Annotated in this window: 13 protein-coding genes; 7 read left to right on the top strand and 6 right to left on the bottom strand. The window is 39.9% G+C overall.

Features of this window, described 5'->3' with window-relative positions:
* Positions 1 to 191: 191 nt before the first annotated feature.
* Positions 192 to 524: a hypothetical protein gene (locus tag ACZ42C_RS01940; protein ID WP_461180966.1), complete on the top strand. Its 333-nt coding sequence runs from the start codon at positions 192 to 194 to the stop codon at positions 522 to 524.
* Positions 525 to 898: 374 nt separating this feature from the next.
* Positions 899 to 1,507, top strand: coding sequence for a CAP domain-containing protein (locus ACZ42C_RS01945; RefSeq protein WP_461180965.1), 609 nt, complete (start codon positions 899 to 901; stop codon positions 1,505 to 1,507).
* An 18-nt stretch (positions 1,508 to 1,525) separates the two neighbouring features.
* Here ACZ42C_RS01945 and ACZ42C_RS01950 read toward each other — a convergent pair whose 3' ends face one another.
* The 5 genes from ACZ42C_RS01950 to ACZ42C_RS01970 form a co-directional block, all read right to left on the bottom strand.
* Positions 1,526 to 1,918 (bottom strand): SLAP domain-containing protein, encoded by a 393-nt coding sequence (locus ACZ42C_RS01950; protein WP_461180964.1) that lies wholly within the window; start codon positions 1,916 to 1,918, stop codon positions 1,526 to 1,528.
* Positions 1,919 to 1,955: 37 nt separating this feature from the next.
* Positions 1,956 to 2,723, bottom strand: coding sequence for an ABC transporter permease (locus ACZ42C_RS01955; RefSeq protein ID WP_461180963.1), 768 nt, complete (start codon positions 2,721 to 2,723; stop codon positions 1,956 to 1,958).
* Positions 2,720 to 3,451 (bottom strand): ABC transporter ATP-binding protein, encoded by a 732-nt coding sequence (locus ACZ42C_RS01960; protein ID WP_461180962.1) that lies wholly within the window; start codon positions 3,449 to 3,451, stop codon positions 2,720 to 2,722. Before ACZ42C_RS01960 ends, ACZ42C_RS01955 begins: the two co-directional genes overlap by 4 nt.
* A gap of 162 nt (positions 3,452 to 3,613) precedes the next feature.
* The gene (locus ACZ42C_RS01965; RefSeq protein WP_461180961.1) at positions 3,614 to 5,086 is read right to left on the bottom strand and encodes a BCCT family transporter; all 1,473 of its coding nucleotides are present in this window, start codon (positions 5,084 to 5,086) and stop codon (positions 3,614 to 3,616) included.
* A 293-nt stretch (positions 5,087 to 5,379) separates the two neighbouring features.
* Positions 5,380 to 6,549: a sugar diacid recognition domain-containing protein gene (locus tag ACZ42C_RS01970; RefSeq protein WP_461180960.1), complete on the bottom strand. Its 1,170-nt coding sequence runs from the start codon at positions 6,547 to 6,549 to the stop codon at positions 5,380 to 5,382.
* A gap of 201 nt (positions 6,550 to 6,750) precedes the next feature.
* On the opposite strand from ACZ42C_RS01970, the gene ACZ42C_RS01975 reads away from it, so the two are divergent.
* The 5 genes from ACZ42C_RS01975 (at position 6,751) to ACZ42C_RS01995 (ending at position 12,412) form a co-directional block, all read left to right on the top strand.
* On the top strand, positions 6,751 to 7,713 hold the full coding sequence (locus tag ACZ42C_RS01975; protein WP_461180959.1) for an ornithine cyclodeaminase family protein: 963 nt from the start codon (positions 6,751 to 6,753) through the stop codon (positions 7,711 to 7,713).
* Between the two features lie 91 nt (positions 7,714 to 7,804).
* On the top strand, positions 7,805 to 8,020 hold the full coding sequence (locus tag ACZ42C_RS01980) for a hypothetical protein (protein WP_461180958.1): 216 nt from the start codon (positions 7,805 to 7,807) through the stop codon (positions 8,018 to 8,020).
* A gap of 17 nt (positions 8,021 to 8,037) precedes the next feature.
* A complete protein-coding gene (locus ACZ42C_RS01985) occupies positions 8,038 to 9,495 on the top strand; it encodes a sodium:solute symporter family protein (RefSeq protein WP_461180957.1) in 1,458 nt (485 codons plus the stop codon).
* Positions 9,496 to 9,853: 358 nt separating this feature from the next.
* A complete protein-coding gene (locus ACZ42C_RS01990; RefSeq protein WP_461180956.1) occupies positions 9,854 to 11,020 on the top strand; it encodes an NAD(P)/FAD-dependent oxidoreductase in 1,167 nt (388 codons plus the stop codon).
* 33 nt (positions 11,021 to 11,053) lie between these two features.
* Positions 11,054 to 12,412, top strand: coding sequence for a sodium-dependent transporter (locus tag ACZ42C_RS01995; protein ID WP_461180955.1), 1,359 nt, complete (start codon positions 11,054 to 11,056; stop codon positions 12,410 to 12,412).
* Between the two features lie 233 nt (positions 12,413 to 12,645).
* Here the strand turns inward: ACZ42C_RS01995 and hpaB are convergent, their stop codons facing one another.
* Entirely contained in the window at positions 12,646 to 14,046 is a 1,401-nt protein-coding gene (gene hpaB / locus ACZ42C_RS02000; RefSeq protein WP_461180954.1) for a 4-hydroxyphenylacetate 3-monooxygenase, oxygenase component, read from the bottom strand.
* Positions 14,047 to 14,069 lie beyond the last annotated feature (23 nt).

A 14,069-nucleotide genomic window follows, 5' to 3' on the forward strand; every position in this document is an offset into this window, starting at 1 on the left:
TAGCAGCCAGCAGTTGAAAACCCTTTGTTCTTAATGATTTATCTATTACCTTTTACAGTTGAAAAAATGAGGCATCAGCTGAGTTTTTTCCTTGAGTATGAACACTTGCCCAGTTCATTTCCCCAAAAAATACATAGGCTATAGGGAAGATGGAAAGTGATTCGTAATTTTTTTTGAAAAGGGGAATGAATATGTATAGTTATGAAAATCATCCACCAATGCCTCCGATGGAAGCCCCATACAGGTTCGGGGCGCCAGGAGCACCAGTGGGCGCGGGAATTGATCCGTTGACATCCGGATTATTAGGTGCCGGACTTGGGTTTTTAGGTGGTGGTTTGCTGGCAGGGGGACCAGGTTTTGGATTTGGCCCTGGTGGTGGTTATGCTCCGGGCGGAGGCCCTGGTTTTGGAGTAGGTCCAGGAGTATATGGTCCCGGTTATGGTGGATTTGCGCCGGGGCAATATGGGCCGGGTCCCGGTACTCCTTATGGACCAGGTTTTGGCTATGGTCCGTATGGATATTAATAAATGATCATATTTCATACAGCATGCGGATTAGCCGTCATGCTGTATTTTTTTAAAGTTTTAAAAAGAAAATATCTTTATAATTGCAACAGTACAAACTAAGCTTGTTACAAAAAGCTTGCTCAAAACCTGGTATTCTAATCTTGTCTGTGTTTATTTTACTTTGCTGCTCCAATCTTTTTCTTAAGAAATACACCTTCAAATATTACATCTTTATTACGCTATTTCTATTTAAAATAGCATATTATCAATCTATTCAGCTGCTATTTCCCAATTTGTAACGCTTCAGTAATAATCTTACCAATAATTTAATAATGACTTTATCTCCAAAACTATTTATTCTATGGACATAACAGAATGAAAGGAAGTTGAGAATGCTTAAGAAAGTCAGCAAGCTCACCATTGTGTCCATATTAACCATAGCTTTTTTCTTACCTGCAAGCTCAATGGCAGCAAGTACGTATACAGTAGTACCAGGAGATGCACTGTGGAAAATTGCAGTAAAAACAGAAACAGGGGTCAGTGAACTGATTGATGCAAACCCTCAGATTGCAAATCCAAATCAAATTTATCCTGGTCAGCAATTAAATATAGCAGTCAATGCCGAATTCTCCCAGGAACAGGAAGTAATCAACCTGATAAATCAGGAGCGGGCGAAAGAAGGCCTACCGGCTTTGAAATATGATTGGGAACTGGCCAGAGTGGCAAAATATAAGTCACAGGATATGAAAGATCAAAACTATTTTAGTCATAACAGTCCTGTGTACGGATCTCCATTCACAATGATGCAGAATTTTGGAATTAACTATACTTCTGCAGGCGAAAATATCGCAAGAGGGCAAAGATCAGCGGAACAAGTGGTTAATGCATGGATGAACAGCTCCGGACACAGAGCAAATATAATGAGCAGCAGCTTTACGCATATTGGTGTGGGTTATGTGGAATCAGGGAATTACTGGACACAAATGTTTATAAAAAAATAGAGTTAAAAAGCTATGAACCTAATGAGGGGCATAGCTTTTTGTTAATCGTAGTTTTCCGTTTTCCAAATGGTGACTGGTCCTTACTGTTTCTTCCGGAAAAATAAATGTCCAAGGCATACTAGTTTTTGCTTTTACAGAAAAGGGTAAGTGAAAAGTATGTTCAGCAGCAATTTTCTCACCGGTTTTGTAGTACAAGGTTTGACTTGCAAAAGAGAAGGCAATCTGGCTTATATTGTGAATGATGACCGTGATTAACAGTTCTCCTTTATAATTTGTTTTCTGCCATAGCGGACTGAACTGAATGGACGGGGTATCTGCCAAGTCAGCTTCCTGGAAAGCCTTCTTAATTACCATCCGGTCGGTCTCGGAAATTGTCTTATCCCATGCTTTTTCAAACACCAATTCATTCATGAACTCGTCCCCCAGTGAAAATCGCTTTTTACGTTGATTAATCTTTATCAGCCAGTCGCTCTTTCAAAAATTGCATTCGTTCATTAAATAAAGTCGGATAGGATAAGTACCCGATCATAATACTTGTGATCACTGCAGTTGTTAATAGCAGAAACAGGATTAGCAATTGGAACATTACTGCTTGTACAGGATCCGCCCCGGCGATAATCTGTCCGCTCATCATCCCTGGAAGCTGAACAAGTCCAATTGTTTTTTGACTTTCAATGGTCGGAATCGTACTGGCCTGTATAGAGGAGATTAATGGCTTGTGTACTGCCTGTTTCGGTGTGCCTCCCAAGGATAGTATTAATTCCGTTTGCTTATCCTTATCTTCCATTTCCGAAGTGAACCGGTTTAAAAACAGGATGCTGAGCACCATAGAGTTGCCAATAACCATTCCGCTGATGGGGATGATATATTGTGCAGTCGGTGGTGTAATTTGAAAGCCGATTAAAATGCCTTGTGTCAAAATTTGAATAAAGGAAAATGTGAGTACCAGTTTCCAAATAATACCTTTTATAGAAGCGCCCTTCTTTTGTGCGTTATGTGTGGCTGCACCTATCATTAAAATTACCATTAAAACAATATAAATCATATGTTCGGCGTCGAATACGAATTGGAGTAAATAGCCGACGGCAATTAATTGAATAATGGAACGAACGGTTGCAACTAATGTATCTTTTTCCAAGCCCAGTTTTAAGAATCTTGATAATAAGAGCGGGATAAGGACAAAAATGAGTGAGATTCCCAATGTAACAAAACTCATTCGAATTCCCCCCTGATAAATCTTTTCACATCTTCATTGGAGGGGTTTCTCAGGAACTCGCTTTTCCCACTTTCCTTCAACTCACCGTTCATCAATACCCAGGAATAATCCCCTATTGTCATCGCCTGTTCCAGGTTATGGGTTATCCAAATGATGGTAGCTTTATATTGAGCATTGATTTTTTGAATCAGTTCCTCTATATCCTGTTTGGAAACCCGGTCAAGGGAAGAAGTAATTTCATCCATCAGCAATATATCCGGACGGTTTACCAATGTACGGGCAATAGATAATTTTTGTCTTTGCCCCCCTGATAAATCTTTTGCATTTTTATTTAAAAAATCAGCATCCAAACCTACAAGCTTCATCAGCTCCGTCGCTTCCTCATCAGGCAAAGATTTACCGCTCAGGGTAAAGGGGAGGGAGAGGTTTTCCCTCACCGTTCCCGCTATCATTGTTGCATCCTGCAGCGCGTAGCCCACGTTTCTCCGTAAATCCACCGGATCAAAGGAACTGATATGGTCACCATTTATATGGATATCTCCCGAGGAAGGGGAAATAAGTCCGTTGCATAAGCGGAATAGCGTGGACTTCCCTGCTCCTGAAGGACCTACTAACGTCGTAATTTTACCTTTTACGAAAGAGCCGTTTATACTTTTTATAATATGGGCCCCATCGGCATAATAATTTACTTCATTAAATTGAATGGCAGCTCTGGTACGGTTTGGCATCTCTCACACTACTTTCCAGCTGTTTATTGTACCTAACAAGTGTACTTTTATGCCTTGCTTTTTTCAAGAAAAGAATATGGCAGGAGAGGATGTGGACTCTCTCAGTTTTGAAAAGGATTGTTTTCTAAGCGGATAACAGAACTCAAACTTCAGCAACAACCATTAAATATTTTCTTTGCTTAAAGCCCGGCTCAGGGAAATCAGCATCAAAATGAGTATTAAGGAAAAGGGCAGGGCGACTGCAATAATAGTATTTTGCAGTGCTGTCAGCCCACCTACATACAGTAAAATCAGCGCGATGGATGATTGAGCAAGCCCCCATATTGTTTTTACGCTGTTAGGTGGTGAAAGGGATCCCCTCGTTGCTTGCATACCGAGTACAAATGTAGCTGAATCTGCTGAAGTGATAAAGTAAGATATAATCAGCAGGATAGCAATTATGGATAGTAAAAACGACATTGGAAGTTGATCAAACATGTTAAATAATACAAGCTCTGTTACATGTTGAGATAAATCAACCCCTAGTTTCTCAATATTGCCGGCTGTCGTACCGAAAGCAGCAAACCAAATACAAACAAGCAAAGTTGGAGCAAGAATGACGCCAAGGACGAATTGACGAATCGTACGGCCGCGCGACACCCTGGCAATAAACATTCCTACAAAAGGCCCCCAGGAAATCCACCAAGCCCAATAAAATATTGTCCATGCATCAAGCCAGCCTCTATTATCGGACTCTAATGGGGATGTTCGAAAACTCAACTGAACAATATTTTGCAGATATACCCCAAAGGATTCGGTAAACATGTTAAAAATGAGCAGAGTAGGTCCCATTATGATGATAGTAATCAGTAAAAGTAGCGCTAAAATCAGATTCAAATTGGATAAATACTTAATTCCTTTGCTGAGTCCTGTCCATGCAGAGAACAGAAATAATACGGTAACAATGAGAATAATGAAGAATTGTGACATAAAACCAACTTCAAGACCAAATAAATGATCCAGCCCGCCATTTATTTGTGAAGCCCCGAACCCAAGTGATGTAGCAACACCAAATACAGTGGCAAAAGTTGCCAGAACATCGATGGCAACCCCGAATGGGCCATTCATTTTATTTCCAAAGAGTGGTTTTAAGGTGGCGGATATTAATCCCCGTTCTCCCATTCGAAACTGGGAATAAGCAAGTGCCAATGCGATAAATCCATACATGGACCAGCCGTGTATTCCCCAATGAAAAAAGGTAAAGGACAAACTTTCTTTAAATGCTTCATCTGAACCCGGTTCAGATAAAGGAGCGTCCGTAACAAAATGATACAGCGGTTCAGCAGCACCGTAAAAAACCAGACCAATGCCAAGCCCGGCTGAAAACAGCATGGCAATCCAAGAAGTAATGGAAAATTCCGGCTTCTCATCCTTCTTGCCGAGCTTAATTTTACCGTAGGGACTAAATGCTGCGATCAGAGAAAATACAATCATTACTGAAAACAGCCATAAATAATACCAGCCAAAGTTTGTAGAGATAAATATATTCATAAGTGATGTTATTTGTTCAAATTGTTCAGGGAAGATTGCACCTAAAATAACTGCTACAGCAACCAAAGAAACAGTAATATAAAACACACTCGAAACCTTCTTCATAAAGCCCTCCAGCAAGATATGTCATATTGAAATACAGGGGCGGTTCTCCTGTTCAACAAGCTGATTCATTTATTTCCTGAATACTAAGTATAGCCGCGCCTGCTTATCCATCTGTTGTTATGTTATTTTATATCAATGTAGGAGGATTATTCCCGGGGAAGAAGTAAAAGTATCCTAAGTATTTTTTGTGTAATATAAACTTGATTGAAAACAGCTGGAATTTTAGAAGAAGGAAGGGAAAGAGGGTTCCCTTTCTTTTTTGTAAATTGTAACAAGGGAACCGTCATGGTATTTTAATGATGCTTCAAAACAAGGTAAAGTAAAGTGCAGTCTTGGAAACTGCTGGTATTGAGAGAGGTTAATTCTTCTATTTTTTTAAGTCTGTAAATGAGTGTATTTCTGTGGATATACAATGCTTTTGCTGCTTGACTGATATTCATGTTGTTTTCACAATATGTAATAAACAGTTCGGCCATTTCCGTGAAACGTTCATGTTCTATAAATGAACTTAGCCGGAATAGAATGGTCTGGTAATAGTCCTCGGAAATCTGTATGGGAAGTTTTTCCAAGAGAATTTCCCAATTGTAATTCGTCAGTATTGTTGGTTCAATCATTTTTTCTTTGGCAAACCTTATTAAGTTTTCCGCTTCATGGTAGGACTCATTTACATTTTCAATGGAATTGGACAGGCTTCCTGCTGCAATGGAAGGGTTTTTAATGTCATACACATCAAGTAGTTTAATTAATGTTCTGCTCTGTTTATCAAATTGCTGCAACAATTTTTTGTACTCTTCCACATGATTCACCTGTCGTACTATGACGATTTTTTCGGTGTTCAAGAAAGTACATAGTGAATGATCAAAGCATCCATATGCTTCTTTGGTACACCTGATGAGATTTTCTTTTAATTGGTCGACGGATATGTGTTTTTTTGCACTGTTAAGAAGGGAATTGCCAATATCAATGACAATGCAAAAATTCTTTTTTCCATATGAAATACCGACCATATCACAATATTGTTCCACTCTTTGATGCCGTACTTCTTCATTTAATAAAATATATTGGGCGAATGTCTCCATTGTTTTTGTTTCCATATCGGTTATTTGCCTATGAATGGTTTCCTGCCACATCATCTCTACATAATTTTTAATCAATAATCCGTATGGTTCCACTTGAGCAGGAGGCCCAATAATCCCTAAAACACCTACTGTTTTATAATCAAACTGCAACGGAAAAGCAATACCTTCAAAAACATTGTCCATATTTTCAATCTTTATCTTGTCAAAAACAACAAAATCATTTTTTTCAATTACTTCTTTGGAGGGCATATGGTATGTACCGACCCGTTCAGGATTTGTTGCACCTATAATGCAGCCTTTCTCATCGCTCAGACTAATAGCAAACGGGGATATTTTTGAAACCGCTTTCACTACTTTTTGTGCAAACTGCACTAAGAGATCCATCCTGCTACATCCTTTCCAATTACACATTTCTTTTATTAATATCTTATCATAATTGTGATAATTAAGTAAAGTTTTTAAATAAACAGGTAACTTTTTTAGGCAAATTAGCCATAGCATTAGAGACTGTAATAAGGTATAACTTAAAATAATATTAATTTAGAATTATCTAACATTATATAACAGTTGCAGGAGGTTGATTTTTTGCTGTATTTAAATGAACAGGCTATTCGGGAAGCGGTATCAATGAAGGGTGTGATTGATGCAATTGATGCATCCTATAAACTGTACGCAAAAAAGGAGTTTCACATGCCGGAAAGAATGCAGGTAAAAAAAGACGATGACACTTTATTGCTCATGCCTTGTATTACTGAAGATGCCATAGGAACAAAACTTGTTACTTTATTCCCGGGCAATGTGGATTATCCGACATTGCATGGACTCATTATTTTAAATGACAGTAAAACGGGACAGATCAAAGCGATGATGGACGGTTCTTTTTTGACCGGTTTTCGGACGGGGGCTATTGGCGGTTCAGCAGTCAGGCATTTGACGGAGGATGATGTTTCCGGACTTGCTATTATCGGTACCGGTGTACAGGGGATGTATCAGGCAATTGCCGCATGTGCAGAACGGGAATTTTCTGACATTTATTTATATAACCGCAGTCCGGAAAAAATACCTGCTTTTAAACAGAAATTAAAAAGCTGGCTGGGCACAGACATCCAACTGCATGCTTCTCAATCAGCAGAAGAAGCGATTCAAAATGCAGATGTTGTCATTACTGCGACCACCTCAAACGAACCGGTATTACCGGATGCTCCACAGCTCTTAAAAGATAAAACGGTAATTGGTGTCGGCTCATTCCAGCCAACCATGAGAGAGTTTCCAAAATCGCTTTATGAATTAACAGATAAAATATATATTGATACAGACCATGCCATGGAAGAATCAGGGGATGTTGCAACGCCATTGGCAGAGGGTTGGATAACAAAGGATAAAGTAGAAAATATGGCAGCCTTTTTAACCGGTTCACAAAAAATCAGGAAAGAAAAAGGAAGGAGTGTTGTCTTTAAGTCGACAGGAATGGCATTGTTTGATGTTGTCGTTGGTAACCTGGTTTATCAGGAAGCATTAAAAAAAGGAGTTGGTATAAAACTGGATTGAATTTCCATAAACAGTGGCTGACAAAGGGTCAGTCGCTACTGTTAAAAATCGGAAAATACCGGAAAACAGACAAATAGAAGGAGGGAAGGATATGAATCCAAAGCTGAAGGACCCAGGCATCATTTTATTGGGGGTTTTAATAATTGTATCTGCGATTGTACTGATTTGGTGGCCGACGGATGTTTATCTGATGGGCATTTCCCTGGCAGGATGGCTCATGTTTTCCACGTATGCCATTTGGTTTGCATTAGCTGTGGTCTATGTATTATGGATCGAAAAAAAGGAAAGTGAAAAGGAATCTAACTAGATTGGAGGGAAAAGTATATGCAATTATTGGAAACTATTATATTGGTGATATATCTTATTGGCATGACGATTATGGGAATATATTTTACGAAAAGAGCACATTCCTCGGAAAGTGATTATTGGACAGCAGGTAAGAAAATTAATACTTTTGTCGGTGCGTTTGCTTTATTTGCTGCACTGGCAAGCTCGAGTTCTTTAATGGGGGCAGTTGGTTCGGGGGTGTCACTCGGTATTCCGTTTTTGTTCGCTTATGGTTTTGGTGCCGTAGCTATTCTACCTTTTACTATGTTCCTTGTTTCCGGGCAAATCAGGAGATCAGGTGTAAATACACTGCCCGAATTTTTTAAACAGCGATTTGGTAATTCCGTACAAATTGTTGCTGTATTCATCGTTGTTGTCGGAATGACATTTTACATGGTACCCCAGTTGACAGCATCCGGCCTTATTGGATCCTATGTATTGGGTATTGATTACACCACCGCAGTCATTGTGCTTGGTATTGGCTTTACACTATATGCAGCACTTGGAGGAATGTGGGCAATAACTTACACTGATCTGATCCAGGGGGCTGTCATTTTGGTCGGTATGCTTGTGTTATCTCTCATTATATTAACACAGCATAATGGATTTGCTTCCCTCGTTCAGGACGCTCTGACGATGACACCGACATTCGGGGACGTTACCCAACCGTGGTTATCCTATTTTGGTCTATTTTTAGCGTTCCTGTGGTTTGGAATTGTCTCTCCGTCAGCAGTTATGAGGAATTTTGCTTCCCGTGATGCACGTACAGCACGCCGCTCCGCCATGTGGGCATGTTTGCTCTATTTGGTTATCTTTATTTTTGGATTTATTATCGCTTCCGGTGGAGCAGCACTCGGTGTGGCAGAAACACTTGATAATCAGGATATGATCTTTATTTCGGTAATAGAAAATTATATGTCACCATTACTGGCAGGGATTATGTTTGCCGGACTGCTTGCAGCAATCATGTCTTCCGCGGATGCCATGCTGCTTGCAATTTCTGCCGGCGTGGCCCGTGATATCTATAAGGAGTATATTAAAAAGGATGCAACGGAAAAACAGGTTACAAGATTAGGGTTTATTATTATGGTAGTGGCAAGTATGATAGGTATTTTAATCGCTATTGAGCCGCCTCAGCTGATAGCAATTATGGTTGGCTGGGTTGGCGGAGGATTGCTTTCTGCATTTGGCTTTCCACTTGTTCTCGGAATTTGGTGGAAGCGGGCGAATACAGCCGGTGCTCTTGCCGGGATGCTTGGCGGAGGATTGACTTTCCTCATTCTTGTCATAACCGAGCCGTTTGCGCTGGTATCAGAACCTATCATCGCTGCACCAGTATCTTTATTATTAGTCATTATTGTCAGCTTGATGACGCCACCCCCATCGGAGGAAATACAGCGTCAGGTGGATCGTTATCACGGTGATATAGGGGAAAAGAGAAAAAAAGTTTCCTAAATATTTATTTCACGGAAGTTAATTTTACAGTCTGTCTCCCAAGGATACGTATTGGGGGCAGACTTTTTATTGACAAATACACATATATGCAGCACATGCCCAAAAGCACAAAATATATGGAATCGCTTTCATTGATTTTTGTGCATGATGCATAAACTTTACAGGGTTATTATAGGCTTCTAAATTCAGTTGATCACTTGAAATAATAGCATTTTTATCACATATATAAGATTTTCTGAAATGTTAAACAACCATTATTTTTGGTTAGTTTGCCTATAGCTTATAAAAATAGAATAAGATATAACTAAAAGAAATTGCAATTAAGAATTATCTAATTTTATTTATGAGAGGTGATTTTATGGCAAACAAATCAGATATTATCATAGTTGGCGGCGGTGTGATCGGTTCAAGTATTGCTTACAATTTATTAAATGATGGATATACAGGGAAAATTACGGTTTTTGAAAAGGATAAAGTATATGAGTATGCTTCGACCCCAAGAAGTGCAGGGGGAATCAGACAGTTATTTACAACAGGAATTAATGTGCAGATCAGCCGCTATGGGTTAAAGAAATATATGACGTTTGCAGAAGATATGGCAATAGGAAATGAAAAAGCGGAGATAGATTTTAAGCAGCCGGGCTATCTGTTTCTTGCAAAAAATGAAAACATGGATCAGTTAAAGCAGCAAATGGAATTGCAGCAAAGCTACGGGGTTCCTTCCGAGCTGCTTTCTAAAGAGGAATTGCTGTCCATTATTCCGGAATTGCATACGAAAGATCTGCAGGGAGGCCTTTACTGTGGAGAAGATGGATATTTGGATCCGTATTCTGTCATGCAGGGATACGCGCGAAAAGCAAAAGAACTTGGAGCAGATTATGTATACGAAGAGGTAGAGGCAATGAAGACAGAGGGGACAAAAGTAACCGGTGTACAATTAACGAACGGGGAGACTTATGAAAGTCCTATTGTAATTAATTGTGCAGGGCCATGGGCACCCGCGTTAAGTGAACGGGCCGGTTTGCCGATCCCGGTTGTTCCGCTTAAAAGGCAAGTGATCCAGTTTGATATTGAAGAGCCTTTGGAAAAACAGCTGCCGCTTACGGTGGATCCCACAGGCGTATATTTCAGACATGAAGGCACATCCATTATTTCCGGTTATGGAGAAAAAGTGAAGCCAGGCATTGATTTCAGATGGCATCGTTCTTTTTTTGAAGAGCAACTATGGCCGGTGCTGGCACAGCGAGTTACAAATTTTGAAAGAGCAAAAATAACCGGAGGATGGGCCGGGATGTACAGCCATAATACAAAGGATCAAAATGCAATTATCGGTGGTCACCCAAAAATGGATGGATATTATATGGCCGTCGGGTTTAGTGGACATGGCATGCAGCAGGCACCTGCTGTAGGTAAAGGTCTATCCGAATTAATCCGGACAGGACGTTACGAAACGCTGGATTTAAGCCCGCTCCGTTTTGAAAGGTTTGTTGAAAAAGAGCTGGTGATTGAAGGGGCTATTGTTTAGTGTGGCAAGAATACTTTTAGAGAGGTGGATTCCATGAGTGATCCAATATTGAAGAAAAAAAGAGAAAACTGGGGAACAAGAATGGGTTTTATTTTGGCGGCTGCAGGTTTCGCCATCGGATTAGGTAATATTTGGAGGTTTCCTTATTTAGTTGGAGAAAACGGTGGAGGGGCTTTTCTCCTCATTTATATTGTCATGGTCATCGTTATCGGTATTCCATTGTTTTATGTGGAAGCAGGATTGGGTAGAAAAGCGCAAGCCGGTGCCATTAGCGGTATGCGAAAACTAACGAAGAAAGGAAGTCCTTGGGTTTCCATTGGTTGGCTTGGTGTCCTGACTACCCTGCTTATTTTTTCATATTACCTTATGATTATGGGATGGCTGTTTGCTTATTTTGTAAAAGTTGGTTTGGGAACTTTCCAAGGGGTTACAATAGATCAGGCTGCTGGAATTTATGATGAATTTATCGCGAGTCCCTGGCTTGTAACCGGTTATACCATTATTCCAACGATCATCCTTGCCATTGTAGTAATAAAAGGATTGAAGGACGGAACTGAAAAGTTTGTAAGATTACTGATGCCATTATTAATTCTCATGTTAATTGCTTTATCTATATTTTCACTTTCCCTCCCGGGAGCATGGGAAGGAGTTGTATGGTATCTGCAACCCGATTTCTCACAGATAACCGGCGGAACTGTACTGCAGGCATTGGGGCAGGCATTTTTCTCTATTGGTATAGGAATGGCTGCAGCCTTTACTTACGGAAGTTATTTAAATAAAACCCAATCCAATCTTGTCGTGGACGGAACGTATGTAATATCACTTGATACGCTTGTTGCATTTATTTCCGGTTTAGTCATATTTCCGGCAATATTTGCCTTTCAGATGGCTCCGGATTCCGGCCCGGGTTTAATTTTCCTGACTTTGCCATCCATCTTTGACCAGATGCCGGGCGGTACAGTGTTCGGATTTATATTTTTCCTTTTGATTATAATAGGTGCACTTACCACAGGGGTAGGGTTTGTGGAAACATTGACTGCCAATACTTCTGAATTGCTGCGGTTGGATCGGAAGAAAAGTGTTTTGCTCGTAACAGGAGTTAGTTTCCTGTTGTCAATCCCGTCCATTTTATCTCAGGGCCCATGGTCCAATATTCAAATCTTTGGTATGGATATATTTACATTCATTGATTACTTTTCCGGTAATATCATGCTCGTCATAGGCTCACTGCTGCTTTCCTTATATGTTGTATTCAAGTGGAAGCCGGAAAACTTTATTGATGATATTAATGTCGGAACAAAAAATGTTAAAATTCCTTATACCGTGAAACCAATTCTCACTTTTATTATTCCGGTAGTAATAGCAGTGATTTTTATTACGGGGATTTTATAAAATAGGGATGTTTAGGTACACATACGCCATTCTCAACATCAGTATTTAAAACGGCGTCAATAGAGGCAGGGACGCAAATGGGTTAAATCACTCCGAAATTAAATGTTTACATTTAAACTCCGGCACCATACGGTAACTCCTTGAAAATACTTTTTTACTCATATATATGTTGCCGGAGCGGGTGGTTCGTTTTTCCTGTTGAGTATATCTTTTTGCACCCAGCCTCTTTCAAATTATTTATCAAAATAGCTGCGGTACAGTCCGGTTGAAAATGCGATTGGATTGCCGAAGAAAAAGCGCTCGTATTGAGTCTGCCTTGTTCCAAACGGACTCATGGTTGCATCCCAGGCGAGGCGGAACAGCTTTACACGTTCCTCTGCATCCAGTTTGGCACTTTGTAAATATTGGTCCAATGCAGGCCGTATATCTGATTTGAAATCATCTTCCTTTGGTATGGTTACCAATCCGCTTGCACTAAGTAACTGTATAATTTCTACCATACGCGGATACATATGTGGAAAGATGGAATTCGCTGACTGTAAAGCTGCCATTTCCGGCCGCATTAATCCAAATTCATCTATGGCTGCATTGGCCTCTGCTTTTATGAGCAATGCTTTCATTGATTCGTAGGTTACAATAATCTCTGTCATTTTTTCATGAACATGGGAGTAGGAACCAATATCGATTGTCTGAATGATATCTTCCGCCAAATTCAAAAAAAAGTCGGTTTTTATAATTCTTCGGTTTAAAACCTGATGTAGAGCGAAAGGGCGAAATGCGCTTTTACCCTGAAAACTATTGGCCAGTGGAATATTTTTATAGAAGAAAATCCTTCTCCATGGAATAAGAACATCCTCAAGTACAACAATGGTATCCATTTCTTCAAACCGGGAAGACAAGGGATAGTTATATTGGGAATCCCCCAAGTGGAAGGATTCACGGCAGATGAAGGATAAACCTTCTGTGTCGCTCGGAATGGAAAAAGCAAAGGCTTGTTCCTCATTATTTACACCGCCGGGTGAAAAGACGAGTAATTCATCTGTAATTCCCCCCTGGGTTGCAAGGAGTTTTGCTCCTCTAATTACAATTCCTTCTTTTGTTTCATTCATTATTCTGGCGGAAATCGGCTCATCATCATCTTCCATGTAAAATGGTGAACGATTTACCTGTGGATTAACAAATGTATGTGTAAATGTGAGGTCTTTTTCCCGCGCATATTCATAGAAATGAAGAAGGTTTTCCGGATAGCAGTTTTTCTTGCCTTTCAACAGGTTTGCGGAGGCTGCTAAAGACATAAGAGTGGTGTTCATATAATCCGGACTTCTGCCGAGCATACCATTGCTTAACTTTGCCCATTCCTGAATCATTTTGCTTCGTTTTTGTAAATCCTCTTTTGTTGTCGGCATCAAATAGGAGGTGCCTATTCTGCTCCCGGTAGTTGGTGATTCATATGTCATGAGGTTTCTCTTGTCTTTTTTATGCTGTAAATCATACAACTCGGATTGCGTTTTCAAAACCCCTTTAAATACTGGATGTTCTGATTTTTTTCCCTTTATTTTCTTTCCATCATACCAGATGGTGGTATCTAAACGGTCCATCCGCTGAATATATTCATTGCCGGTAATTGCAGGCATTTTCTACACTCCTTAAAATAAAT

The organism is Virgibacillus kimchii, assembly GCF_055379185.1.

Excerpts from the sequence above, each read along its gene's own strand:
- ACZ42C_RS01940 (WP_461180966.1), top strand. The coding sequence starts at position 192 with ATGTATAGTTATGAAAATCATCCACCAATGCCTCCGATGGAAGCCCCA.
- ACZ42C_RS01945 (WP_461180965.1), top strand. The coding sequence starts at position 899 with ATGCTTAAGAAAGTCAGCAAGCTCACCATTGTGTCCATATTAACCATA.
- ACZ42C_RS01950 (WP_461180964.1), bottom strand. The coding sequence starts at position 1,918 with ATGAATGAATTGGTGTTTGAAAAAGCATGGGATAAGACAATTTCCGAG.
- ACZ42C_RS01955 (WP_461180963.1), bottom strand. The coding sequence starts at position 2,723 with ATGAGTTTTGTTACATTGGGAATCTCACTCATTTTTGTCCTTATCCCG.
- ACZ42C_RS01960 (WP_461180962.1), bottom strand. The coding sequence starts at position 3,451 with ATGCCAAACCGTACCAGAGCTGCCATTCAATTTAATGAAGTAAATTAT.
- ACZ42C_RS01965 (WP_461180961.1), bottom strand. The coding sequence starts at position 5,086 with ATGAAGAAGGTTTCGAGTGTGTTTTATATTACTGTTTCTTTGGTTGCT.
- ACZ42C_RS01970 (WP_461180960.1), bottom strand. The coding sequence starts at position 6,549 with ATGGATCTCTTAGTGCAGTTTGCACAAAAAGTAGTGAAAGCGGTTTCA.
- ACZ42C_RS01980 (WP_461180958.1), top strand. The coding sequence starts at position 7,805 with ATGAATCCAAAGCTGAAGGACCCAGGCATCATTTTATTGGGGGTTTTA.
- ACZ42C_RS01985 (WP_461180957.1), top strand. The coding sequence starts at position 8,038 with ATGCAATTATTGGAAACTATTATATTGGTGATATATCTTATTGGCATG.
- ACZ42C_RS01990 (WP_461180956.1), top strand. The coding sequence starts at position 9,854 with ATGGCAAACAAATCAGATATTATCATAGTTGGCGGCGGTGTGATCGGT.
- ACZ42C_RS01995 (WP_461180955.1), top strand. The coding sequence starts at position 11,054 with ATGAGTGATCCAATATTGAAGAAAAAAAGAGAAAACTGGGGAACAAGA.
- hpaB (WP_461180954.1), bottom strand. The coding sequence starts at position 14,046 with ATGCCTGCAATTACCGGCAATGAATATATTCAGCGGATGGACCGTTTA.